The organism is Streptomyces sp. NBC_00557, assembly GCF_036345995.1.
Lineage (GTDB): Bacteria > Actinomycetota > Actinomycetes > Streptomycetales > Streptomycetaceae > Streptomyces.
Genome location: NZ_CP107796.1, coordinates 4160323 through 4185025, shown reverse-complemented (window position 1 = coordinate 4185025; position 24703 = coordinate 4160323). Strand labels below are relative to the sequence as shown.

21 protein-coding genes and 1 pseudogene are annotated in these 24703 nt (G+C 72.4%); 14 read left to right on the top strand and 8 right to left on the bottom strand.

From position 1 onward, the window contains the following. Window positions 1-222: 222 nt before the first annotated feature. Window positions 223-1050, bottom strand: coding sequence for a hypothetical protein (locus OG956_RS17910; protein WP_330338979.1), 828 nt, complete (start codon window positions 1048-1050; stop codon window positions 223-225). Window positions 1051-1326: 276 nt separating this feature from the next. Further along, the gene (locus tag OG956_RS17905) at window positions 1327-2013 is read right to left on the bottom strand and encodes a bifunctional DNA primase/polymerase (RefSeq protein ID WP_330338978.1); all 687 of its coding nucleotides are present in this window, start codon (window positions 2011-2013) and stop codon (window positions 1327-1329) included. 610 nt (window positions 2014-2623) lie between these two features. Between OG956_RS17905 and OG956_RS17900 the strand changes: the two genes are divergently transcribed. The 3 genes from OG956_RS17900 to pdxR all read left to right on the top strand — a co-directional run bounded on the left by OG956_RS17900 (window position 2624) and on the right by pdxR (window position 7131). Further along, window positions 2624-4024, top strand: a complete 1401-nt coding sequence (locus OG956_RS17900) for a PP2C family protein-serine/threonine phosphatase (RefSeq protein ID WP_330338977.1) — start codon at window positions 2624-2626, stop codon at window positions 4022-4024. Window positions 4025-4172: 148 nt separating this feature from the next. After that, window positions 4173-5657, top strand: a complete 1485-nt coding sequence (locus tag OG956_RS17895; RefSeq protein ID WP_330338976.1) for an aminopeptidase P family protein — start codon at window positions 4173-4175, stop codon at window positions 5655-5657. Window positions 5658-5766: 109 nt separating this feature from the next. Then, window positions 5767-7131, top strand: coding sequence for a MocR-like pyridoxine biosynthesis transcription factor PdxR (gene pdxR / locus OG956_RS17890; RefSeq protein WP_330338975.1), 1365 nt, complete (start codon window positions 5767-5769; stop codon window positions 7129-7131). A 10-nt stretch (window positions 7132-7141) separates the two neighbouring features. Here pdxR and OG956_RS17885 read toward each other — a convergent pair whose 3' ends face one another. Next, on the bottom strand, window positions 7142-7591 hold the full coding sequence (locus OG956_RS17885; RefSeq protein WP_330338974.1) for an ATP-binding protein: 450 nt from the start codon (window positions 7589-7591) through the stop codon (window positions 7142-7144). Between the two features lie 212 nt (window positions 7592-7803). On the opposite strand from OG956_RS17885, the gene OG956_RS17880 reads away from it, so the two are divergent. The 9 genes from OG956_RS17880 (at window position 7804) to OG956_RS17840 (ending at window position 17861) form a co-directional block, all read left to right on the top strand. Next, entirely contained in the window at window positions 7804-8673 is an 870-nt protein-coding gene (locus tag OG956_RS17880; protein ID WP_330338973.1) for a hypothetical protein, read from the top strand. A 193-nt stretch (window positions 8674-8866) separates the two neighbouring features. After that, window positions 8867-9628, top strand: a complete 762-nt coding sequence (locus OG956_RS17875; RefSeq protein WP_330338972.1) for a YcnI family copper-binding membrane protein — start codon at window positions 8867-8869, stop codon at window positions 9626-9628. Between the two features lie 107 nt (window positions 9629-9735). Further along, on the top strand, window positions 9736-10389 hold the full coding sequence (locus OG956_RS17870; RefSeq protein ID WP_330338971.1) for an SCO family protein: 654 nt from the start codon (window positions 9736-9738) through the stop codon (window positions 10387-10389). Then, window positions 10386-10880: a copper chaperone PCu(A)C gene (locus OG956_RS17865; protein ID WP_330338970.1), complete on the top strand. Its 495-nt coding sequence runs from the start codon at window positions 10386-10388 to the stop codon at window positions 10878-10880. The genes OG956_RS17870 and OG956_RS17865 overlap by 4 nt, the downstream gene beginning before the upstream one ends. 13 nt (window positions 10881-10893) lie before the next feature. Continuing rightward, window positions 10894-12867 (top strand): copper resistance CopC/CopD family protein, encoded by a 1974-nt coding sequence (locus OG956_RS17860; protein ID WP_330338969.1) that lies wholly within the window; start codon window positions 10894-10896, stop codon window positions 12865-12867. A 9-nt stretch (window positions 12868-12876) separates the two neighbouring features. Further along, the gene (efeB, locus tag OG956_RS17855) at window positions 12877-14151 is read left to right on the top strand and encodes an iron uptake transporter deferrochelatase/peroxidase subunit (protein WP_330338968.1); all 1275 of its coding nucleotides are present in this window, start codon (window positions 12877-12879) and stop codon (window positions 14149-14151) included. Between the two features lie 114 nt (window positions 14152-14265). Beyond that, on the top strand, window positions 14266-15201 hold the full coding sequence (gene pheA, locus OG956_RS17850; protein ID WP_330338967.1) for a prephenate dehydratase: 936 nt from the start codon (window positions 14266-14268) through the stop codon (window positions 15199-15201). 582 nt (window positions 15202-15783) lie between these two features. Further along, window positions 15784-17061, top strand: coding sequence for a serine--tRNA ligase (gene serS, locus OG956_RS17845; protein WP_330338966.1), 1278 nt, complete (start codon window positions 15784-15786; stop codon window positions 17059-17061). Beyond that, complete coding sequence (locus tag OG956_RS17840; RefSeq protein ID WP_330338965.1) at window positions 17058-17861, top strand: HAD family hydrolase; 804 nt, start codon at window positions 17058-17060, stop codon at window positions 17859-17861. The genes serS and OG956_RS17840 overlap by 4 nt, the downstream gene beginning before the upstream one ends. A gap of 404 nt (window positions 17862-18265) precedes the next feature. Here the strand turns inward: OG956_RS17840 and OG956_RS17835 are convergent, their stop codons facing one another. From OG956_RS17835 to OG956_RS17815, 5 genes are all read right to left on the bottom strand, one after another. Beyond that, the gene (locus tag OG956_RS17835) at window positions 18266-18508 is read right to left on the bottom strand and encodes an SGM_3592 family protein (RefSeq protein WP_330338964.1); all 243 of its coding nucleotides are present in this window, start codon (window positions 18506-18508) and stop codon (window positions 18266-18268) included. Window positions 18509-18586: 78 nt separating this feature from the next. After that, window positions 18587-19306, bottom strand: a complete 720-nt coding sequence (locus OG956_RS17830; protein WP_330338963.1) for an ABC transporter permease — start codon at window positions 19304-19306, stop codon at window positions 18587-18589. A 10-nt stretch (window positions 19307-19316) separates the two neighbouring features. Further along, window positions 19317-20228, bottom strand: a complete 912-nt coding sequence (locus OG956_RS17825; protein ID WP_330338962.1) for an ABC transporter ATP-binding protein — start codon at window positions 20226-20228, stop codon at window positions 19317-19319. Beyond that, window positions 20225-21142, bottom strand: coding sequence for an ABC transporter permease (locus tag OG956_RS17820; RefSeq protein ID WP_330338961.1), 918 nt, complete (start codon window positions 21140-21142; stop codon window positions 20225-20227). The genes OG956_RS17825 and OG956_RS17820 overlap by 4 nt, the downstream gene beginning before the upstream one ends. Further along, window positions 21132-22097 carry an ABC transporter ATP-binding protein gene (locus OG956_RS17815; RefSeq protein ID WP_330342877.1) on the bottom strand — a complete coding sequence of 322 codons (966 nt, stop codon included), beginning with the start codon at window positions 22095-22097 and terminating at the stop codon, window positions 21132-21134. Before OG956_RS17815 ends, OG956_RS17820 begins: the two co-directional genes overlap by 11 nt. 267 nt (window positions 22098-22364) lie before the next feature. On the opposite strand from OG956_RS17815, the pseudogene OG956_RS17810 reads away from it, so the two are divergent. Together OG956_RS17810 and OG956_RS17805 are read left to right on the top strand one after the other, a co-directional pair. Continuing rightward, window positions 22365-22743: pseudogene (locus tag OG956_RS17810) on the top strand (hypothetical protein). A gap of 32 nt (window positions 22744-22775) precedes the next feature. Beyond that, window positions 22776-24530 carry an SDR family oxidoreductase gene (locus tag OG956_RS17805; protein WP_330338960.1) on the top strand — a complete coding sequence of 585 codons (1755 nt, stop codon included), beginning with the start codon at window positions 22776-22778 and terminating at the stop codon, window positions 24528-24530. Window positions 24531-24703 lie beyond the last annotated feature (173 nt).

The following is a 24703-nucleotide window of genomic DNA, read 5'->3' as shown; positions in this document are numbered from 1 at the left end:
GCGGCCGGTGAGGCGCGCGCGGCCCCGCAACGGGTGAATCCCGTCACAACTCCCCTTGGTGACAGGGAAATCGGTGGCCGAATGACCGACGCGGAATTTGCGAACCGCCGATCTCTTGTTACCGTTCCAGTAGCCCGGTTGCTGGTGCATCCCCCGTCGCCAGCAACCGGGTCTTTCCATGTCCGCGCCCGGTGCACGGCGCGCGGCCGACCGCCAACTCGCCTACGCCGTGCCGGAGTTGCCGTCTCCGTCGGCCGTGTTGCTGCCCGAGCGCAGCAGCAGCGCGCCGTCCTTGCCGTGTGCGGAGAACTCGGTGACGGCCGTGTAGGCGTCCATGCCGCCCCGGCTGCGCTCGCGGGGCGTCTCGCAGGTGGCGGGCTCGTCGTCGGCGCCCGTGACACAGCGCGTCTGCACGCTGCCGTCGCCCGGCCCCATCAGGCTGAGCGAGGAGTCCAGCGACTCGCCGGTGGAGTTGCGGTAGTAGGTGCGGGCCCAGGTGTCGGTGCCCTGGGTCAGCACACAGGTCTGCGCCTCGATGCCGTCGGGTGAGGTGAGCTGCGGGCCGCAGCGCGCGGCGATGTCCAGACCGGTCCCGAGCAGCCCGGGGCCGCGGCCGTGCGAGGGCGCCTGGGCGTCCCCGGCGCCCCGGGAGCCGACGGCGCTCCCGGACCCGCCGTCACCCTCGGAACCAGGGCCGCCGTCGCTTCCGGAAACGCCGGACCGCCCCGACGCCCGTACGGCGTCCCCCGTCTTGCCGCCCCCCGCCTTGCCGCCCCCCGCCCTGCCGTTCCCCGCCCTGCCGTTCCCCGCCCTGCCGTTCCCCGCCCCGCCGTTCCCCGCCCCGCCGTTCCCCGCCCTGCCGTCCACCGCCTGCCGGGCCGCCTTGCCCACCGGGCCCGCGGAGGCCACGGCCAGCGGCAGCACGACCGCGGCCGTCACGGCGGCCGCGAGCGCGATCAGCCGCAGCTTCCGGGGGTCCCGCCCGCCCGGCAGCGCCGGCCACCACGGCGACGGCCATACCGTCGACGGCCGCGCCCCTGTCGCCCGCATCCCTGTCGCCCGCATCCCCGTGGCGCGCGCCGCGTGCCGCGGCGTCCGGCGGCCATGCCGGCCGGCGGCCCGACGGACGCGACGGCGGAGCGGCGGCTCATCCGATCCGCCGCACCCGTCTGCCGGGGAAACCCACCAGGGGAACCCGCGGCCGTACCTCCCGGGAGGGCTCCCGGACTTCCGACGGCCGTGTCCCCCGCGTCCCCCAGACATTCGCAGCATGTGCGGAAGATAACGAGCGAGCGGGGCTCGCCCGCCCCGCCCGCGCCGACACCCCTACAACTCGGGCGCGCTCACACCCGTACGAGTGAGGGCGTCGACCACGGCGTCCACCACGGCCTCCACGTCGGGCACCCAGGGCGCGGCCGAGCCGGGCAGCGGGGCCCGCTCCCAGCGGACGGCGCCCTGACCGGTCTCGGAGGGGGGCAGGGCGAGGTAGCCGCCCTCGCCGTGGAAGCGCAGGGAGCCGGGGACGAAGTCCTTGGCGTAGAGAAGTTCGCCCAACTCCTCCATGGAGTACGGCCGTACGAGCAGGGCCCAGCGGGCCGGGGAGGCGATCACCGGGCCGAGGCGCATGCCGCGCCGGTCGAGCAGGGCGAGCGCGCGGGAGGCGGCGAGCGCCGGCAGGCTGACCGCGCAGGGCGCCTTGCCCCCGGTGGCCAGGATGATCGGCGCGCTGGGCCGGTTGGTCCACCACCAGCGCACCATGCGGGCGTCCGTCGTGGCCGCGAGGAGGCCGGGATCGAAGGGGTGCGCACCGGGCACCGTGCACTCGGGGTCGGGGCAGCCGCACCGTGCCCGGCCCTGCGGGTCCGGGGCCACGCCCGGGAGCACGGGCCACTGCCACTCGGTCGCGAAGGTGAGGGCCGCGCCGATCAGCTCGGCCTTCCCGTCGTTCCGTCCGGGCTTCCCGTCGTTCCGCCTGGACAGGAGCCTGCGTCGCCTTCCGAGGATCTCGCGCATGAGCGCTCGTTCCTTTCCGTTGCACCGCTGGCAACACCGTGGTCCACATCACACCATGTGTCGATCACTTCACTGTGCGTACCTGTTGGCGCATCACACCCCTGCGCACGACAGGGGGAACCCCAAGGGGTCGAGCATGGGCCGCGTCCGCCTCCGTGGGCGTCTATTACAAGCACGGTTGCGGCGCGGGGGTGGCGAAGTATGGCGTTTTGCCGTCGCGCGTGGTTCTCTCCGCCTCCGCCAGGGAGGATGGGGCTCGGCCGTCGGTGGCTATGACGCCCGGGTCCGTCGCCAGGTTCCGGGTGGCCCCCAACCACCCCTGGCCTTCTCCGAGTACGTACCCATCACGACCGCTGTGACGCTCCGTGGAGCAAGGCCAGTCGACCGCAATGGACCGATACCTGGTGCAGTTTTCAGCCAACTTGGCAGTAAGGCAAGGGGTTCGGAGAGAAACCTCGTCAGACTCATGGACACCAGGAATCCCCGCAGGACAATGCTGGACATCCCCTCACGAGTGCGTGTACATGTGGAGACACTGCTAGCGGCGCAGAATGACATGGGGGTTTGCGATGCTTTTCAGCAATACGCACCGGTCTGAAGGCCGGACACCATGAACGCCCCGCACCCTCCGAAAGTGGCTGGAATCGATCCAGCGGTTCCCCCGCCCGCACACACTGTCGCGCCGACTCCCCCCGCCGCCGGCCCCGGTCCCTCCCCCGACCCCGCGCTCGTCCCGGCCCCGAACACCCCCGCCCCCGGCGCCGTCCTCCAGGACCGGCTGGCCGGCTGGGTCTCGGACCTCACCACCCTCCACGAACTCACCGAGCGCCTTTCCCGCACGAACGCCCTGGACGCCGCCCTCCACGAGTTGCTGCGCGCCGGAGCCGCCCTGGTCGGAGCCCGCCGCGGCCTCGTCGTCCTGGAGCCCGGCGACGGACTCGGCCCCCGCACCACCCTCGGTCTGGGGCTCGGCCGCGCCGATCTCGGCCACATCGAGACCGTCCCGCGCCGTGCGCTGCCCTACGACGCCGGCGCGGCCTGCGAGGTCGTCCACCCCGATCTGCGCGCCGAGGACGGCCTCGACCCCCGGCACCGGGAGGTGGCCGCCCGCCTCGGCTACGCCGCCAGCTACGCCCTCCCCCTCGCCGGCGACTTCGCCGGCCGCCTCGGCTCCGCCGTCTGGCTCTACGACGAGCCGGCCGAGCCGGACGAGCGGCAGCGCCACCTCGCCGGCCTCTACGTCCGGCACGCCACCGAGCACCTCGCCCGGCTGGTGGAAGTGGAGCGCACGCGCGCGTGCATGGCGACCATCACCGAGGAGCTGCTGCCCACCCGGCTGCCCCGCGTGCCCGGCGTCCAGCTCGCCGCCCGGCACCGCACCGGGCCGCGCGGCGGCGGCGACTGGTACGACGCGCTGCCGCTGCCGGACGCCGCGCTCGGCCTCTCCGTGGGCTCGGTCACCGGCTCGGGCCCGAGCGCCGTGGCCGCGATGGGCCGGCTGCGCGCCTCCCTGCGGGCGTACGCCGTGATGGAGGGCGAGGACCCGGTCGCCGTCCTGTCCGACCTGGAGCTGCTGCTGCGGCTGACCGAGCCCGCCCGCTCGGCCACCGCGCTGTTCGCCTACTGCGAGCCGGCCCTGCGCAAGGTCACGCTGGCCGGCGCCGGGCACAGTCCGCCGCTGCTGATCGGCGAGCGGCGCACCGAGTTCGCCGAGACCTCCGTCTCCGCGCCGCTCGGCATGCTCGCCTGCTGGGAGGCGCCCAGCGTGGAGGTCCAGGCCGAGGCCGGGGACACGGTGCTGCTCTACACCGACGGGCTGCTGCACCGTACCGGCGAGGCCATGGACCGCGCCTTCGCCCGGCTGCACACGGCCGCCGCGAGCATTCCGCGACCGCTGCGCCGGGATCCCGGCGCCGTCGCCGACCACGTCCTGCGCACGGTCCTGCCGGACGGGCTGGACGCGGCCGACAGCGAGGAGGACGTGGTGCTGCTGGCGGCCCGCTTCGACTGAGCGCCCGGCTCGCACGCGGGGGCGCAGCGGGGCGTCCTGCCCCGGTCCCGCCCTGGTACGACCGTACGATGATGGAGGTCCCCGCTCGGCCACAAGCAGGAGCGTCGCGGGCCCGGGGGAGATCAGATGGCGTATCGAGGAGGATCACGTGTCCGACGAGCTCAACCCGGCTGTGCCCGACTCCGCTACCGCGGAGGGCCCGGAGGCCGAGGCCGAGGAGCCGATCAAGCAGCGGAAGAACGGCCTGTACCCGGGCGTCTCCGACGAGCTGGCCGAGAACATGAAGTCCGGCTGGGCCGACACGGAGCTGCGTGATCTGCGGCCGATTCCGCAGGCCGCCGAGACCGCCCGCCGCCGCGCCGCCCTCTCCGCCCGCTTCCCCGGCGAGCGCCTGGTGATCCCGGCGGGCAACCTGAAGACCCGCTCGAACGACACCGAGTACCCCTTCCGCTCCTCCGTCGAGTACGCGTACCTCACCGGCAACCAGACCGAGGACGGCGTCCTGGTCCTGGAGCCCAAGGACGACGGCCACGAGGAGACGATCTACCTCCTGCCCCGCTCCAACCGCGAGAACGGCGAGTTCTGGCTCTCCGGCCAGGGCGAGCTGTGGGTGGGCCGCCGCCACTCCCTCGCCGAGTCCGAGGCGCTGTACGGCATCCCGGCCGCCGACGTGCGCGAGCTGGCCGGCAAGCTGCGCGAGGCCACCGGCCCGGTCCGGGTGGTGCGCGGCTACGACGCCGGCATCGAGGCCGCGCTGACCGACAAGGTCACCGCCGAACGCGACGAGGAGCTGCGCGTCTTCCTCTCCGAGATGCGGCTCGTCAAGGACGAGTTCGAGATCGGCGAGCTGCAGAAGGCCGTCGACTCCACGGTCCGCGGCTTCGAGGACGTCGTGAAGGTCCTCGACAAGGCCGAGGCGACCAGCGAGCGCTACATCGAGGGCACGTTCTTCCTCCGCGCGCGCGTGGAGGGCAACGACGTCGGCTACGGCTCCATCTGCGCCGCCGGCCCGCACGCCTGCACCCTGCACTGGGTGCGCAACGACGGCCCGGTCCGCTCCGGCGACCTGCTCCTGCTGGACGCGGGCGTGGAGACCCACACGCTGTACACCGCCGACGTCACGCGCACGCTGCCGGTCAACGGCACGTACAGCGAGATCCAGAGGAAGATCTACGACGCCGTGTACGAGGCGCAGGAGGCCGGGATCGCGGCCGTGAAGCCGGGCGCCAAGTACCGCGACTTCCATGACGCCGCCCAGCGCGTGCTGGCCGGGAAGCTCGTCGAGTGGGGCCTGGTCGAGGGCCCGGTGGAGCGGGTCCTGGAGCTGGGCCTGCAGCGCCGCTGGACCCTGCACGGCACCGGCCACATGCTCGGCATGGACGTCCACGACTGCGCCGCCGCGCGCACCGAGACGTACGTGGACGGCACGCTGGAGCCCGGCATGGTGCTCACCGTCGAGCCGGGGCTGTACTTCCAGGCGGACGACCTGACCGTGCCGGAGGAGTACCGCGGCATCGGCGTCCGGATCGAGGACGACATCCTGGTCACCGAGGACGGCAACCGAAACCTTTCGGCCGGTCTGCCGCGCCGCTCCGACGAGGTCGAGGCCTGGATGGCGTCGCTGAAGGGCTGAGTCGGACACTGATGGCCGGGCACCCGGGACCGTGCCCGGCCATCGGCGTGTGCGACAGCGTGAGGAATGCACGCACCGAGGGATTCACGTACCTAGGGGGAGGGTGTTCGTGGACGACTTCTGGACCGGTGTGGGCGTGGACCTGCACCTCGAACCCGACGCGGCGGACGGCCGCCGCAGCGGGCTGGAGCGGGCCCTCAGGGACGCCATCCGGGAGGGGCGGCTCGCGCCCGGGACCCGGCTGCCCGCCACCCGGCGGCTCGCCGCCGACCTCGGCGTCTCCCGGGGCACGACGAAGGCGGCGTACGACCAGCTGGTGGCCGAAGGCTATCTGACGGCCCGTCAGGGATCGGGTACCCGGGTCGCCCCGCTGCCGCCCTCCCCGGACGCCGGCACCCCGCAGGTCCACGCCCGCACGCGTGCCCCGCGTTTCGATCTGCGCCCGGGCAGCCCGGACGTCGGCGCGTTCCCGGCGGCGGCCTGGCTGCGCGCGCTGCGCCGGGCCATCGCGACGGCGCCCTCACTGGCGTACGACTACGGCGACCCGCGCGGCCGCATCGAACTGCGCACGGCCCTGTCGGGCTACCTGGGCCGCGCCCGCGGGGTCCTGGCGCCCCCCGAGCGGATCGTCGTCACCTCCGGGTACGTCCAGGGCCTCGCGCTGCTCACGCGCGTGCTGGACGGCGCCGCCGTCGCCATGGAGGACCCCGGGCTGCCGTTCCACCGGGAGGTCGTACGGCGCAACGGCGGAACGGTCCTGCCGGTGCCGGTCGACGCGCGCGGGGTGCGCCCCGAGGAGCTGGGCGAGGCCGCGGCCGTGGTGGTCACCCCGGCGCACCAGTACCCGACCGGGGTGACCCTGCACCCGGAGCGGCGGCGTGCGCTCGGCGACTGGGCACGCGCGCGTGGCGGGCTGATCGTCGAGGACGACTACGACGGGGAGTTCCGCTACGACCGCCAGCCGGTCGGCGCGCTCCAGGGCATGGCGCCGGGCCAGGTGGTCTATCTGGGCACCGCCTCCAAGACCCTCGGACCCGCCCTCCGCCTCGGCTGGATGGTGCTGCCGGCGCACCTGGTCGACGCGGTCGCCGACGCCAAGCTGCACAGCGACCACCACACCGAGACCATCGGCCAGCTGGCGCTCGCCGAACTGATCGACAGCCACGCCTACGACCGGCACGTGCGCGCGTGCCGGCTGCGCTACCGGCGACGCCGGGACCAGTTGCTGGACCGGCTGGGCGCGGGCCGGAGCGTGCGCGGGATCGCGGCGGGGCTGCACGCGCTGATCGACGTGCCCGACGAGGCGGAGGTGCTGGCGCGGGCGGAGGCGGAGGGGCTCGCCGTCGGCGCCCTGGGCACCCACTGGCACGGCCCCGCCGAGGGCCGTCCGCAGGGCCTGGTCGTCGGCTACGGCACTCCGCGGGAGCGGGTGTACCCGGAGGCGCTGGAGGTGCTGGCGAAGGTGCTGGGCTGACGAAGCCGCCTCAGGAGGCCGTCAGCAGTGAAGGGTCCTTGGTCCACTTGAGGATCTTGTCGAAGCTGACCACGGTGCCGCGGCCGGACTTGGCGCCGATGTGCACGTGATCGGCGAGTTCCCGGATGAGACAGAGCCCGCGGCCGTGCTCGGCGTCGGGACGGGCGGGCCGGATCTCCTGGGTGCGCGGGAACCCCGGCCCGGAATCGGTCACTTCGATCCGGCACTTCTCTCCGTCGAGGTACGCCGTCACCCGGTACGCCTCCGAGGAACCGTCGTGCGCCGTGTCCCCGCCGCCGTGCTCGACGGCGTTCGCGCAGGCCTCGGTGAGGGCGACGGACAGGTCGTAGGAGATCTCGGGGTCGACCCCCGCCGTCTCCATGGTGCCGATCAGCAGCCGCCGGGCGAGCGGCACGCTCGCGGCCTCGCGGCGCAGATGGAGTGACCACCAGATGCTCATGCTCCAGCCTCCTGGCCGCGGCTCGACATACCGATACGTATTGCCGCCCGTAGGCGGACGTAAGCGCACCGTCGGCGTGACTCCGCCCATACGGCCGATGCGCCGAGGGGAGGAATGGGTGTATGAGGGGACGTTCCGCCGGCCCCGCGGACGCCGCGTCACCACGCCCTGCCGTACGACGCCGGTCGGCGCAGTGCGATGATGAGGCCGCCATGACTGCCCCCCACGCGCGCACGGCGCCTCCCGGCACCGGGCTCCGGATCCTGCGGGCCGCGGTGTTCGCCGCGGTCTGCGTCGTGCTGGCCGCGTGCGGGCACACCCTCGCCTCCTGCGCGAGCGTGCCGCTGTGGACGCTGGGCGCGGGCTTCCTCGGCTGTCTGGTGCTCGTGGTGCCGCTCGCCGGGCGGACCCGCTCGCTGCCGGGCATCACCGCGCTCCTCGCGCTCGGCCAGACCGCGCTGCACACGCTGTTCGGGCTGGGCCAGCACGGTACGGCCATGGCATCCGGCGGCCTGGCGAGTGGCCTGACGAGCGGTACGGCGACGGGGGCGGCGGGCGCCCGCGGCTCCGCGCTGAGCGACACCGCGCTGGTCGAGCAGGCAGCGCGGCTCCTGTGCGGGGCACACCCTTCGGCCCTCACCCCCGGGCGCGCCTTCCACCTGCTGCTCGCCGCCCGCCTCATCGACCGCTCGGGCCGGCCCGCGGCCGCCATGGGCGGCATGCACCACGCCTCCGACGCCACCGGCTCCGCCACCGCGCTGCTGCCCTCGCTGCCGATGCTGCTCGGCCACGTGCTCGCGGCCGTCGCCGCGGGCTGGCTCCTGCGCCGTGGCGATCTGGCGCTGCTGCGGCTGATCGAGCTGTCGGCGCACGGAGTCGCGGAGGGGGCGCTCGTACGGTCCCTGCGCGCGGCGCTCGCCCTGGTGTGCGCCCTGTGCGCCGGCCTGCTGCCCGCCTCCGCACCCCTCCCGCGCGGCCGTCGTACCGCCCGGGACGCGGTGCCCGGCCCGCACACCACCGCACTCCAGCACACGGTGATCCGGCGCGGCCCGCCCGCCGGCCGCTTCCGTTTCGCCGCCTGACGCGACGCGCGCCACCACTCCACCGAGCCGGCACACCGAGCCGGCGGGAGAGGGCTGCCGCCGTCGCGCGGCACGCGCGCGTGCGTGCACCCGCCGCAACGGCACGGCCACGCCCGCGTACCCCTCGTCACCGGAACCCGCGAACTCGCAGAACGCAGAACTCGCGGAACTCTCAGAGTGGAGTGCTCCTGCCATGCAGGTTTCCCGTATCGCCCCTCGCCGCGCCGTCTCCCGGCGCGCCCTCGCCCGTGTTACAGCCGCCGGCGCCGTCACGGGCACGGCCGTACTGGCGCTGTCCGTCCCCGCCTTCGCGCACGTCACCGTGCAGCCGGAGGGCGCCGCGGCCAAGGGCGGCTACGCCGTCGTCGACTTCAAGGTGCCCAACGAGCGCGACACCGCCTCGACCACCAAGGTCGAGGTGAACTTCCCGGCCGACCACCCGCTCGCCTCGGTCATGCCCGAGCCCGTCGCCGGCTGGGACGTGAAGGTCGTCAAGGCCAGGCTGGACAAGCCCCTGACCCTGCACGGCGAGAAGATCGACCAGACCGTCACCAAGGTCACCTGGACCGCCTCCGACGGCAAGGGCATCCGGCCCGGCTACTTCCAGAAGTTCCCGCTCTCCCTCGGCGCGCTGCCCGAGAACACCGACCAGCTCGTCTTCAAGGCGATCCAGACGTACTCCAACAAGGAGGTCGTGCGCTGGATCGAGGCGCCGCAGGCCGGCCAGGACGAGCCGGAGAACCCGGCGCCGGTGCTGCAGCTGTCCGCCGCGGCCGGCGACCACCACGGCACGGCGGCCGCCCAGGACACCGCCGACAGGACCGGGAACGCGTCCGCCGCCACCGGCTCCCACGACACCGACACCACCGCGCGCGTGCTCGCCGTGGCCGGCATCGTCGTCGGGGCCGCGGGCGTCGCCTACGGCGTCCTCGCCGGCCGCCGCCGGACCGTCTGAGCCGTTTCCCGACCGCGCCCGGGGGCCGTACGGCGCGTGCGACGCTGTCCTGGCCGTCGTACGACCCCCGGTGCGCGCCGGAGTACTCACATCTGGGACATTTTTCTATGCACAAGAAGACGTTCGCCGCGGCCGCGCTGCTCGCCGCCGCCACCCTGACCCTCTCCGCCTGCGGCAGCGGGGACGACGGCAAGTCGCCGGTCTCCGCGGTCTCGGTGGAGTCCGACTCGGGCAAGGCCGCCACCGTCCTCGACCAGCCCTTCGCCAAGCCGGACCTCGTCCTCACCGACACGCACGGCAAGAAGTACGACCTCCGCAGGGAGACCCAGGGCCACCCGACCCTGCTGTACTTCGGCTACACCCACTGCCCCGACATCTGCCCGACGACGATGAGCAACATCGCCGTGGCGAAGAAGTCGCTGCCCAAGGCCGAGCAGAACGACCTCAGGGTCGTGTTCGTCACCACCGACCCCGGCCGCGACACCCCCGCCGAGCTGGGCAAGTGGCTCAAGGGCATCGACCCGCAGTTCATCGGCCTGACCGGCGACTTCGCCACCATCCAGGCCGGCGCCCGGTCCGTCGGCATCTCCGTGGAGCCGACGACCAAGGACAAGAACGGCAAACTCGTCTCCGTCCACGGCACCCAGGTCATCGCCTTCTCCCCGAAGACGAACGGCGGCTACGTCCTCTACGGCGAGGACGCCACGGTCGACGACTACACCAAGGACCTGCCCAAGCTGGTCAAGGGGGCGAAGCCGTGAGGCGACCCGACCGGCGGCCTGCCCGGCACCGCCCCGCCGCCCTGACCGCTGCCGCGGCACTCGCCGGCGCGCTGGCCCTCGCGGGCTGCTCCGGCTCGGGGTCCGGCGCCGGCGCGAAGGCCGACCTGTCGGTGAGCGGTCCGTACATGCCGCAACCCGTCGCCGCCGACATGGCCGCCGGCTTTCTGACGATCACCAACAAGGGCGGCGCCGCGGACGAGCTGACCGGAGTGACCAGCACCGACGCCGGCCAGGTCACCATGCACAGCACGACGGGCGGCGCCATGCGGGAGCAGAGCTCCTTCGCCATACCCGCGCACGGTCAACTCGTGTTCAAAAGCGGGGGCAACCACCTGATGTTCGAGAAGCTGAAGCGCCGGCCGAGGCAGGGCCAGACGGTCACCGTGAAGCTCACCTTCGCCAAGTCCGGGCCCCTCACCGTCGAGATGCCGGTGAAGTCCGCCACGTACAACCCGACGACCGGCCACTGAGGGAGGGACCACTGTGACGCGGACCGCCACCCTGCGCCTGCGCACCTGGGTGCTGCTGCTTCTCGCCGTCACCGGCGCGCTGCTCGCGAGCGCCGGACCGGCTTCGGCACACGCGGCGCTGACCGGCAGCGACCCGGCGCAGGGGGTGGTGGTCAAGCAGGCGCCCAGCCAGGTGTCGCTCACCTTCTCCGAGAAGGTGGCGATGAACGACGAGTCCCTGCGCGTCCTCGACCCCCGGGGCAAGCCGGTCCAGACCGGCGGCCCGGCCAACCTCAGCGGCACGACGTACGCCGTGAAGCTCAAGGGCGGCCTGGGCAAGGGCACCTACACGGTCACCTACCAGGTCGTCTCGGCCGACAGTCACCCCGTCTCCGGCGCCTACACCTTCTCCATCGGGGCGCCCTCGCAGACCGTGGTCTCCGCCAGCGGACCGGTCGCGGGCGGCGGAGCCGTCGGCGGGCTCTACGCCTTCGGGCGGTACGCGTCGTACGCGGGCTTCATCGTGCTCGTCGGCGGCGCGGCCTTCGTGCTCGCCTGCTGGCAGCGCGGCGCGGGCGTACGGCCGCTGCAGCGGCTGGTCGTCGGGGGCTGGCTCACGCTCACCGCGGCCACCCTGTGGCTGCTGCTCCTGCGCGGCTCGTACACCACCTCCGGGAAGGCCGCCGACGTCTTCGACCTCGGCCTGCTCGGCCAGGTGCTGCAGACCAAAACCGGCGCGGCCCTGGTCTCCCGGCTGCTGCTGCTCGCCGCCGCCGCGCTGTTCGTCGCCGTCCTCTTCGGCACCTATACCAAGCGGGAGGAGGGCCAGGAGAAGCGGGACCTGACCTTCGGGCTCGCCATCGGCGGTGTGGTCGTCGCGGCCGGGCTCGCCACCAGCTGGGCCATGGCCGAGCACGCCTCGGTCGGGCTCCAGCCGGGCATCGCCATGCCCGTCGACGTCGTCCATCTGCTGGCCGTCGCCGCCTGGCTGGGCGGGCTCACCGCCCTGCTGGTCGCCCTGTACCGGGCGCCCGCCGAGACACCGGTGGAGGCCGGCGCGGTGCGCCGCTTCTCGCGGGTCGCGTTCGGCTCCGTCGTCGCGCTCGTCGCGACCGGCACCTACCAGTCCTGGCGCCAGCTGGGCTCCTGGTCGGCGTTCACCGACACCCGGTACGGGCAGCTGCTGCTGGTGAAGATCGGGCTCGTGGCGCTGCTGGTCGGCATCGCGTCCGTCTCCCGCCGCTGGACGGCCCGGCTCACCGACGGCACCGGTACGGCCGCGGCGGAGCCCGAGAAGGAGCGCGTCAGCGCGGCCAAGACAGGCACGGCCAAAGCGGGCGCGGCCAAGGCAGGCACGGCCCAGGCGGGTGCGACCAAGGCGGGTGCCGCCAAGGCCGCCGACGAGGACACCGGTTGCGGCGACTCCCGGCGTGCCGCGCAGCTGGCCCGGCAGCGGGCCGCGATGGCCGCCGCCCGGCAGAAGCGGCTGCGCGACGGAGACCGGAACCGCTTCGGCCTGCGCCGCTCGGTGCTCGCCGAGGCGGGCGTCGCGGTCGTGCTGCTCGCCGTCACCACCTGGCTCACCCAGACCGAGCCCGGCCGCACCGAACTGGAGGCCAAGGCCGCCTCCTCGTCCTCCGCCGGGTCGGCCACGGCGCCCTCGAACGGCGCGCTGACTCTCGACATGCCCTTCGACACCGGCGGCGCCCACGGCAAGGGCATCGTCAGCGTCGACCTCGACCCCGCGCGCGTGGGCGGCAACGAGATGCACGTGTACGTCCAGCGACCGGGCGGCCGGCCCTTCGACATCCCCGAGGTGAAGGTCGCCTTCACCCTGGAGACGAAGAAGATCGGCCCGCTTCCCGTGACCCCCGAGCACATCACGACCGGCCACTGGTCGGCGAGCGGCGTGCAGATCCCCATGGCCGGCGACTGGAAGATCGCCGTGACCGTGCGGACCTCCGACATCGACCAGGTGACCGTCTCCAAGAACGCGCAGATCGGCTGAACGACAACCATGCCCGACCAGTCCATCCCCGAGGCCCGCACGTCCACCGAGGTGTCTCAGGCCTCCCCGCCCAGCGGCCTGTCCCGCCGCGCGCTGCTCGGCACCGCGGGCGCCACCGGGCTCGTGCTCGGCGCCGCCGGCGGGGCCGTGGGCTACGCCGCCGCCCCCGCGCCGGCCACCCCGCTGACGTCCGTGGGGTCCGACCGGGCGATGTTTCACGGGAAACATCAGCCCGGCATCACCGAGGGACTGCAGGCATGCGGTCATCTGGTCGCCTTCGACCTGGTGGCGGGCGCCGGCCGCAAGGAGGCCGCGGCCCTGCTGCGCCGCTGGTCGACCACGGCCGAGCGCCTGATGGCGGGCGAGCCGGCGCCGCACGACGACACGGATGTGGCCCGCGACGCCGGGCCGTCCTCGCTGACGATCACCTTCGGCTTCGGTCACTCCTTCTTCGGCAGGACCGGACTGGAGAAGCAGCGGCCGGCCGCGCTGGACCCGCTGCCGGACTTCTCCTCCGACCACCTCGACAAGGCACGCAGCGACGGCGACCTGTGGGTGCAGATCGGCGCCAACGACGGCCTGGTCGCCTTCCACGCCCTGCGCGCGATCCAGAAGGACGCCGGCTCCGCGGCCCGCGTCCGCTGGCAGATGAACGGCTTCAACCGCACCCCGGGCGCCACCGCGCACCCCATGACCGCCCGCAACCTCATGGGGCAGCTCGACGGCACCCGCAACCCGAAGCCGACCGACGCCGACTTCGACCAGCGGATCTTCGTCCCCGCCTCGGGCGAGCCCGCCTGGATGGCGAACGGCTCCTACGCCGTCGTACGCCGTATCCGCATGCTTCTGGACGACTGGGAGAAGCTGTCGGTGCCGGCTCAGGAGGCGGTCATCGGCCGCCGGAAGTCCAACGGGGCGCCGCTGTCCGGCGGTGACGAGACGACCCCGATGGACCTGGAGAAGACCGACGCCAAGGGCGACTACGTCGTCCCCCTCAACGCCCACGCCCGCATCACCCGGCCCGACAAGAACGGCGGCGCGGCCATGCTGCGGCGCCCCTTCTCCTACCACGACGGCTTCGACGCCGACGGCACCCCCGACGCCGGCCTGCTCTTCATCTGCTGGCAGGCGGACCCGCTGCGCGGCTTCGTGCCGGTGCAGCGCAAGCTCGACCGCGGCGACGCCCTGTCCGCGTTCATCCGGCACGAGGCGAGCGGGCTGTTCGCCGTGCCGGGCGGGGCGGCGAAGGGCGAGTACGTGGGGCAGCGGCTCCTGGAGGGCTGATCCGGGCACGACCGGGTGACGTGCTTTGCCGGTTTCCCGTGTTCAAACCACCCGGTCGAGTGGCTTTCGTAAGACGCGGACGACGGGTCCAGCCGCGGCCATTAGGGTGAGGACATGCCAGCGAGCTATGCGTATCTCGGCCCCGAGGGCACCTTCACCGAGGTGGCCCTGCGGACGCTCCCCGAGGCGGCCACCCGGGAGCTCGTCCCGTATGTGTCGGTGCAGTCCGCGCTGGACGCGGTGCGGGCCGGCGAGGCCGAGGCGGCGTTCGTGCCGATCGAGAACTCCGTCGAGGGCGGCATCACCACCACCCTGGACGAGCTGGTCGCGGGCGAACCGCTGATGATCTACCGCGAGGTGCTGCTGTCGATCACCTTCGCGCTGCTGGTCCGGCCCGGCACGAAACTGTCGGACATCAAGACCGTCTCCGCCCACCCGGCGGCCCAGTCCCAGGTGCGGAACTGGCTGCGCGCCCACCTCCCCGACGCCGACTGGGAGTCCGCCGCCTCGAACGCGGACGCCGCCCGCCTGGTGCAGGAGGGCCGCTACGACGCCGCGTTCGCCGGTGAGTTCGCCGCCGCCCGCTACGGCCTGGAGGCCCTGGAGACCGGGATCCACGACTTCCCGGAGACCGCGCAGACGCGGTTCGTGCTGGTCGGCCGCCCGGCCCGGCCCGCCGCGCCGACCGGCGCCGACAAGACCTCGGTGGTGCTGTGGCAGCGCGACGACCACCCCGGCGGACTGCGCGACCTGCTCGGTGAGTTCGCCTCGCGCGGGATCAACCTCATGCTGCTGCAGTCCCGGCCGACCGGTGCGGGCATCGGCAACTACTGCTTCTGCATCGACGCCGAGGGCCACATCTCCGACCGGCGGATGGCGGAGGCGCTGATGGGGCTGAAGCGGATCTGTCTCCAGGTGCGTTACCTCGGTTCCTATCCGCGCGCGGACATCACCCCGGCCGAGGCCCCGGCGACCCGGCAGGGGACGTCGGACGAGGAGTTCATGGCGGCCGCGGACTGGGTGGCGCGCTGCCAGGACGGTCGGTTCTGACGCGGTCGTAGACTGCTTCCAGTCGGTACGACCTGCATATCTTCGTTATCCACAGAAGTTATCCACAGGTCCGCTTCTCGACCTGGGGACAAGTCGACAACGACGTGCGACCCAGTCGACAAATCGCCCTGGAAGTCCCTGTTGCGGCCACCGCCCGGCAGATCACCCTTCGTCCACCCGTTTCCTTTGGTTCATCTTTTGGAGCGACCTTTTTCCACTCGAAGGTGGGTGTCGTCCCTGTTTGAACGGGGAATTCCACGGTTCTGCGACAACTTCCGGAGTGATCAATTCCGTAGTCCACAGATCTTCCACACAGCCTGTGGATAACTTCCCGGAGGGTGTGGATTCCTGTGGACAGCCGGCTGGTGAAGTCTCGGTCTCCGCAAGGGAATCCGGTCAAGGCAGTGGCCGGACCGTGCGCCGCCCCGGGGAGTGGGACACTTTTCCTTGACGCACTGCGACACGTTCGGCAATTCGCACATAACGGAACGTAAGCGACAAACACCGGCGAATCCGAACTTCACGGAACTCCATGGAATAGGGATTCGTGAGCGGCGAGCCCGCACCGGTAGCCTTGGCCTCGTGATTGACCTTCGTCTGCTCCGTGAGGACCCCGACCGTGTGCGCGCGTCCCAGCGCGCCCGTGGAGAGGACGTCGCGCTCGTCGACGCTCTCCTGTCTGCCGACGAGCGACGCAGGTCCTCCGGCGTCCGCTTCGACGAGCTGCGCGCCGAGCAGAAGCAGCTCGGCAAGCTCATCCCCAAGGCCACCGGCGACGAGAAGGCCGAGCTGCTGAAGCGGGCGAGCCAGCTCGCCGCCGACGTCAAGGCTGCCGACGCCGAGCGCGACGCGGCCGACGCCGAGACCCAGGAGCTGCTGCTCCAGCTCGGCAACCTCGTCCACCCCGACGTGCCCGTCGGCGGCGAGGAGGACTTCGTCACGCTGGAGACGCACGGCACGATCCGCGACTTCGGCGCCGAGGGCTTCGAGCCCAAGGACCACCTGGAGCTCGGCCAGCTGCTCGGCGCGATCGACGTCGAGCGCGGCGCCAAGGTCTCCGGCTCCCGCTTCTACTTCCTCACCGGCGTCGGCGCCCTGCTGGAGCTGGCCCTGGTGAACGCGGCGATGGCCCAGGCGACGGCCGCGGGCTTCACTCCGATGCTCACCCCCGCGCTGGTCCGCCCCCAGTCGATGGCGGGCACCGGCTTCCTCGGCCAGGCGGCCCAGGACGTCTACCACCTCGACAAGGACGACCTGTACCTGGTCGGCACCTCCGAGGTCCCGCTCGCGGCCTACCACATGGACGAGATCCTCGACGCCGACAAGCTGCCGCTGCGGTACGCGGGCTTCTCGCCCTGCTTCCGCCGCGAGGCCGGCTCGCACGGCAAGGACACCCGCGGCATCTTCCGGGTGCACCAGTTCGACAAGGTCGAGATGTTCTCGTACGTCGCCCCCGAGGACTCCCAGGCCGAGCACCAGCGGCTGCTGGAGTGGGAGAAGCAGTGGCTGACCTCGCTGGAGCTGCCGTTCCGCGTCATCGACGTCGCCTCCGGTGACCTCGGCGCCTCGGCCGCCCGCAAGTTCGACTGCGAGGCGTGGATCCCGACCCAGGGCAAGTACCGCGAGCTGACCTCGACCTCGGACTGCACCGAGTTCCAGTCCCGCCGGCTGTCGATCCGCGTCCGCGACGGCAAGCAGGTCAAGCCGCTCGCCACCCTCAACGGCACGCTGTGCGCCGTACCGCGCACCATCGTGGCGATCCTGGAGAACCACCAGCAGGCCGACGGCTCCGTCCGGGTCCCCGAGGTGCTGCGCCCGTACCTGGGCGGCCGCGAGGTCCTGGAACCGGTCGCCAAGTGAGCGCCGGATTCCCGTACCGGCTCATCGCCACCGACCTCGACGGCACGCTGCTGCGCTCCGACGAATCGGTTTCGCAGCGCACCCGTGACGCGCTCGCCGCGGCCACCGCGGCGGGCGCGGCCCACATCGTCGTCACCGGACGCGCGGTGCCCTGGACCCGGCACATCCTGGACGACCTCGGTTACGACGGCCTCGCCGTCTGCGGCCAGGGCGCGCAGGTCTACGACGCCGGGGCGCACCGCCTGCTGACGTCGGTCACCCTGGACCGGCAGCTGGCGGGCGTGGCGCTGGCCAAGATCGAGGCGGAGGTGGGCCCGCTGCATCTCGCGGCCAGCCGGGACGGTCTCGACGGCGAGGTGCTGGTGGGCCCCGGGTACGCGGTGACCGGCCGCCTCCCGGCGACGCCGTTCACGGACGTGTCCGACCTCTGGGCCGCCCCGCTGAACAAGATCTACATACAGCATCCGGCGCTGGGCGACGACGAGCTCGCGGAGGCCGCCCGGCAGGCGGCCGGCGGTTTCGTCACGGTCGCCATGGCCGGCGAGGGCATCGTGGAACTCCTCCCGCTGGGCCTGTCCAAGGCCACGGGGCTCTCTCTCGCCGCCCGGCGCCTCGGCCTGAAGGCCGCGGACACGATCGCCTTCGGCGACATGCCGAACGACATCCCGATGTTCGCGTGGGCCTCCCGGGGCGTGGCGATGGCCAACGCCCACGAGGAGCTCCGCGCGGTGGCCGACGAGGTGACGTCCTCCAACGAGGAGGACGGGATCGCGGTGGTGCTGGAAAGGCTGCTGGCGTAACTCGGCGGCTGCGGGCAGTCGTGCTGCTGGGGCGGCACGGGTGTGCGGTGGAGGTCCCCCCGCTCGAGCGAAGTCGAGAGTGGGGGAGGCACCTTGACGGCGCCGGGTTGCGCAACGCATCCGGCCGCCCCAGCGCGGGTGCCCCCTGGCAACAGAGGGCCACAGGGAAGGCGGCCCACGCAAGCGCAGCGCTCACGTGCTCGAAGCGGCCGCCCCGGGCTGCCCCTCGGGGCTCGACGGTGGGGTAACTACACCGGAGCCGGCCTCGGGCCGCCCTGTCGGGAGCTGGGCGTACTGCCGTGCATGGACATCGCCCACCTCCACTCCCGGAACACGGCGCCGGGACGATCCCGGCGGATGGGGCACCACCACTCTGCCCCGCCACCGAGTTGGACGCCACCGAATTACCGGCGGCGCCACCTTCGGCGCCGCGCCTTGCTGAAGAACCAGCCCGCCGGCGGCTCGTCGGAGCGCCACGGCTGCGGCTCCGGCTTCTCTGCCCGCCAGCGGGCGGCGAGCATCCGGGCCCGGGCCGACGGCTCGGACGTGGCGGCGGCCCGTACGAACTCCTCGTCCAGGACCAGCCCGTCCCAGACGTCGGCCTCGGACCGCCCGCGCTCGTCGTTTCGCGGTGTCTCCTCTGCCATCACCGGCCTCCCAGCCACGCATCCGGTGTGCCCAGTGTGCCCGGCACGAGGTGAAGCCCCGGTCAGGGCGCCGCGGGCCTACTCCTCGCCCGCCAGCTTCAGCGTCCGCAGCTTCTGCCCGGCGTACCAGGTGGCCAGCACGGTCACCGCCACCAGCAGCACGGTGGCCGTCGGCAGGCCCACGTCCGAGGTCACCAGGTCCCCGCCGGCGACCTTGTGGGCGACGGCCAGCGACCACTGCTGGACGCTGAGCGTGCGCGCACCGGGCACCAGGGAGCCGAACAGCGCCTCCCAGACCAGCGCGTACACAAGCCCGAAGACCACCGCGTGCCGGGAGACGGTGCCGAGCAGCAGGAAGAGGGCCGAGTAGGCGATGGAGGAGACCAGCGCCGCGACCGTGTAGGCGACGGCGACCTGCTGGCCGTTGCCGTTGAGGATCAGGCCGGCGATCAGGGTCGGCACCGCCGAGAAGACCATGGTCACGGCGATGGCGACGATCAGCTTGGTGAAGATGATCGCGGGCCGCTTCAGCGGCTTGGACAGCAGGTAGACGACGGAGCCGTCGTCGATCTCCGGGCCGATCGCGCCGGTGCCCGCGATGACGCCGATGATCGGCACCATGGTGGCGATCGCGAAGCCGCCGAGCACGTCCGAGGCGGTCTGGTCGTCGGCTCCGGTCAGGCCGCGCACGGCCACGGAGATCACGATCAGCAGCAGCGGCAGCGCGCCCAGGATGAGGGCCCGGCGCCGGCCGAGCAGGGCCCGGTAGGTGAGCCGGGCGACAGTGGGGTCGTACATCTTCGGCCTCCTACGCCGCGACCAGATACGAGAAGACGGACTCCAGGGACTCGTCCGACGGCGAGACCGTGAGCAGCCGGATGCCGTGGTCCCGGGCGACCTTGGGCAGCAGGGCGGTGAAGCGGCCGAAGTCGACGGCCTGGACGCGCAGCGCGCCCTCGGTCGTGTCGACCTCGATGCCGGCCGTCGAGGGGTCGGCGATCAGCGCCGCCGCGAGGGCCCGGTCGTCGCTGGAGCGGACCAGGTAGCGGTGCGGTCGGTCGGTCATCAGCCGGCGGATCTTCCGGAAGTCGCCGCTGGCGGCGTGCCTGCCCGCGACGACGACCTCGATGTGCCGGGCGAGCTGCTCGACCTCTTCGAGGATGTGCGAGGAGAACAGCACGGTGCGGCCCTCGTCGCCCATCTTCCGCAGCAGGTCCATCAGTTGCATGCGCTGGCGCGGGTCCATGCCGTTGAACGGCTCGTCCAGCAGGAGCAGCGAGGGGTCGTGGACGAGCGCGCTCGCCATCTTCACGCGCTGCCGCATGCCCTTGGAGTACGTGGAGATCTTCCGGTCCTGGGCGTACTCCATCTCCACGGTGGCGAGGGCCTTTTGGGCCGCCTTGGCGCCGAGGCCGTGCATCTCGGCGTTGGCGACGACGAACTCGCGGCCGGTGAGGAAGTCGTACATCGCCTCGCGTTCGGGGACGATGCCGATGTGCCGGTAGATCTGCTCGTTGCGCCACACCGGCTGTCCGTCGAGGGTGACCGTGCCGGTGGAGGGGGCGAGGAAGCCGCCCATCATGTTGATCAGGGTGGACTTTCCGGCGCCGTTGGGTCCGAGCAGGCCGGTGACGCCGGGGCCGATGGTCATGGTGATGTCGTTGACGGCGACCACGTTGCCGAACCAGCGGGAGACGTGGTCGATGCTGAGGGTCGTCACAGTCCCACCTTCTTGTAGCGGCGCATCAGCAGGCCGTAGCTGCCGGCGATCAGGGCGACCACGACGAGGACGTAGACCACGCCCTGTCCGGTCGACGGGTTCACCGCGCCGGGGTTGCGGGCGGTCGCGCCGAGGAACGCCGACTGGACGCCGTCGATGAGCGTGACGGGCGAGAACAGGCCGATCCACGGGATGGCGGAGGAGTGGTCCTGCACATGGGCGATGGCCTGCAGCGTGCTGACCGCGCCGTAGGAGATGATCATCACGGCGATCACGGCGGCGATGCCGAAGCCGCGGCGCGGGGTGACGGCCGCGATGACCAGGCCGATGCCGGCGAAGAGCAGGGAGAGCAGGGCCACGGAGACGAGTCCCTCGGCGAATTCCTTCGTCTGGTGGGCGAAGCCCAGCTTGGACAGCAGCGCGCCCAGGTACATCACGAGCAGCGGGGCCGCGGTCAGGATGAAGATCGCCGAGGCGAGCGCGGCGAACTTGGCGCGGACGTAGTCGGCGGTCTCGATGGGCCGCGAGAAGTACAGCGGTACGGTCTTGAAGCGCAGGTCGCGGGAGACGGCCTGCGGCGCCTGGGAGGCGACGTAGAGGCTGATCACGGCCTGCAGCATGATCGCGTAGCGGGTGTAGGCCACCGGCAGCTCGTGCGCCTTGGTGAAGACGGCGACGGCCACCATGATGGCCGCGGGCACGCACATCACCGCGAACAGCAGCATGGGCAGCACCTTGGACTTGGCCGAGCGGCCGAGGCCGTAGGCGCCGCGCAGCGACTGCGCGTACAGGGAGCGGCGGGCGTAGGCGCGGCCGAGGCGGGGGCCGTCGTAACCGCGGTAGCCGATGTCGTGGATGCGGGTCTGGTCGCCGGCCGGTGTGGCCGGTGTGGGCAGGGGCTGCTCAACCGCCATGTCCGACGGCCTCCTTCCGCTCCTCGTCGCTGCTGGTGAACACCTCGGAGATGTGGTGCCGGCGCTGCTCCATGCGCACCAGGCCGAGGCCGAGGTCGGCGACGACGTCCCGGATCAGGTCGTACGTCTCCTCGCCCTGGGCCCTCAGCAGCAGGATGTGCCCGGCGCCGGGCAGGCCGTGGCCCTCGCTCTCGGTGTTCACCCCGCGCGCGTGGAGCGCGTCGCGGACCGCGCGGGTGCCGTCGGGGTGGGCGTCGCTGTCGGTGACCTCGATCGCCAGGGTGGTCGTGGTCTGGGTGAAGTCGGTGGTGGAGCTGGAGCGCAGCAGCTTGCCGCCGTCGATGACGACGACGTGGTCGCAGGTGCGCTCCAGCTCGCCGAGGAGGTGGGAGGTGACCAGGACCGAGATGCCGAACTCGGTGTGGATGCGGCGGATCAGGCCGAGCATCTCGTCCCGGCCGACCGGGTCGAGGCCGTTGGTCGGCTCGTCCAGGAACACCAGCTTCGGGTCGTGCACCAGCGCCTGCGCGAGCTTGACCCGCTGCTTCATGCCGGTCGAGTAGCCGCCGATGGGGCGGTAGCGCTCCTCGTACAGGCCGACGTGGCGCAGGGTGTCCGCGGTCCGCTCGCGGGCGGCGGTGGGCGGCAGGCCGGACATGCGCGCCATGTGGACGACGAACTCGGTGGCCGAGACGTCCGGCGGCAGGCAGTCGTGCTCCGGCATGTACCCCACGCGCTCGCGGATGGCGCCGCCCTGGGTGGCGACGTCGAGGCCGAGCACCGCGGCGCGGCCCTCGGTGGCGGGGGACAGACCCAGCAGGATCTTGATCAGGGTGGACTTGCCGGCGCCGTTGGCTCCGACGAGTCCGGTCACACCGGGCCCGATGTCCACGGACAGCCGGTCGAGCGCGGTCACCCGGGGGAACCGCTTGCTCAGGCTTTCGGTCGCGATCACAGTCACGCCTACGACGGTAGTGATCCGGGCCACGCCAGTCGTCAGACCTCAGAGCCGTCTTCGCGTCAGACCCAGGTATTACGGCGCCCTAGGGGACGCCCCCACCCAAGGGTCACCCCCGGTTTTCCACAGCCCGCCATCCCGCTATTGACGCCCCCTCTAACAACTGCCACATTCACGAGGGTCACGTTACGGACGAGTACGGCGGTCCGCAGACGAGTCGGCGGGCCGGCGGGACGCGTCGGCGCCACGACGGGACGGGGCGGCATGACGACGGCAGTGAGCAGCGGACTCCCCGTGGAGTTGCGGGAGTTCAGGCGGGTGCAGCGCCTCGCCTACGAGTGCGCGGAGGCGGTCGCGGCGCGACGGGAGCCGGGCGTGACCGAGCGCGAGGCGGCGCGGATGCAGCGCGCGTGGCTGCGCGAGCGCGGCGTACGGGACTGGTTCCACCTGCCCTTCTATGCCAACCGGCATCGCGCGTACCCCTTCGGGGTGATCGCCCACAAGGTGGACCGAGTGAAACAACGCCGCTGGTGCGAAGTTCGAGGAGATCCTCGTGGTCACCGACTCCAAGGACCCCGGGCAGAGCGCTTTCTGGCTGGACGACGATCTGCCGCACGTGCGGCGCTGGGCGGAGGAGAAGTGACGGCGGGCGTTTCGCGAGGAGTGACGGCCGGCATGCCGCTGAAGGGTGCGCGGGAGCGCCGGGTGGCGACCGGCGGGGTCGAGCTGTGCGTGGCCGAGCTGGGCGATCCGGACCGGCCCACGGTGCTGCTGGTGCACGGCTACCCGGACAGCAAGGAGGTCTGGTCCGAGGTCGCCGTCCGCCTCGCCGACCGTTTCCACGTGGTCCTGTACGACGTCCGGGGCCACGGCCGCTCGACGGCGCCCAAACCGCTGCGCGGCGGGTTCACCCTGCCCAAGCTCACCGACGACTTCCTGGCCGTGGCCGACGCGGTCAGCCCGGACCGCCCGGTCCACCTGGTCGGCCACGACTGGGGCTCGGTGCAGTCCTGGGAGTTCGTCACCGTGGAGCACACCAAGGGCCGTATCGCCTCCTTCACCTCGATCTCCGGGCCGTCCCTCGACCACTTCGGGCACTGGATCAACGCGCGCGTGAAGCGTCCGACGCCCCGCCGGGTGGGCCAGCTCCTCGGCCAGGGCGCCAAGTCCTGGTACGTGTACCTGCTGCACACCCCGGCCCTGCCGGAACTGGCCTGGCGCGGCCCGCTCGGCCGGATCTGGCCGAAGATCCTCCAGCGCATGGAGAAGGTCCCCGGCGGCGGCTATCCGACCGCCTCCCTCCCCTCCGACGCGGCGCACGGCGCCTGGCTGTACCGGGACAACGTCCGTGCCCGGCTGCGTCACCCGCGCCCCGACGCGTACGCGCACGCGCCCGTGCAGCTCATCACGCCCCAGGAGGACGCGTTCCTCTCGGAGCGGCTGTACGACGACCTGGAGCAGTGGGTGCCCCGGCTGACCCGCCGCACGCTCCCGGCCAAGCACTGGGTCCCGCGCAGCCGCCCCGACCAACTCGTCTCCTGGGTCGAGGACTTCGTCATGTCGGTGGACGCGGGACGCGCCGAGCCCCAGGCCACCGGCCGCCATGCCGACCGGTTCGGCGGCCAGTTGGTACTGATCACCGGGGCCGGCAGCGGCATCGGCCGGGCCACGGCGTTCGCGTTCGCGGAAGCCGGCGCGCGCGTGGTGGCCGTCGACCTCGACGCCGAATCGGCCGCCCGCACCGCCGAGTTGTGCCGCCTGATCGGCGCGCCCGACGCCTGGGCGGAGACGGCCGACGTCTCCGACGAGCAGGCGATGGAGAAGCTCGCGGAGAAGGTGCACCGCGAACACGGCGTGCTGGACGTGCTGGTGAACAACGCGGGCATCGGTCTGTCCGGCTCCTTCTTCGCCACGTCGTCCGACGACTGGCGCAAGGTCCTGGACGTCAATCTCTGGGGCGTGATCCACGGCTGCCGGCTCTTCGGCGCGCGGATGGCCGAGCGCGGCCAGGGCGGCCACATCGTCAACACCGCGTCCGCCGCGGCCTTCCAGCCTTCCCGTGTCCTGTCCGCCTACAGCACCTCCAAGGCCGCGGTGCTGATGCTCTCCGAGTGCCTGCGCGCCGAACTCGCCGACCAGGGCATCGGAGTGAGCGCGATCTGTCCCGGCATCGTCAACACCAACATCACATCCACGGCCCGTTTCGCGGGAGTTGACGAGGCCGAGGAACGCCGCCTCCAGAAGAACTCGGCCCGCCTGTACGGCCTGCGCAACTACCCGCCGGAGAAGGTGGCCCAGGCGATCCTGGACGCCGTGGTCCACAACAGGGCGGTGGTACCGGTGACTCCGGAGGCGAAGGGCGCGCATCTGCTGTCGCGGCTGCTGCCGGGGGCGCTGCGGCGACTGGCGCGGGTGGAGCCGAAGTTGTGAGAGGTGCTTGCTGATCGTGCCGGGTCGGCCGGTGGGTTGAGGGAGGCCATGGATCGGATGGTCGAACCATCGCTCGATCCTTGGGAGTTGGGGTTGGCCTTCCTCATTACGTCTTTGCGTAAGGGTGGTTGGCCAATTCAGCTGGTATGTAGGTCAGTTGTCCACAGATTGGC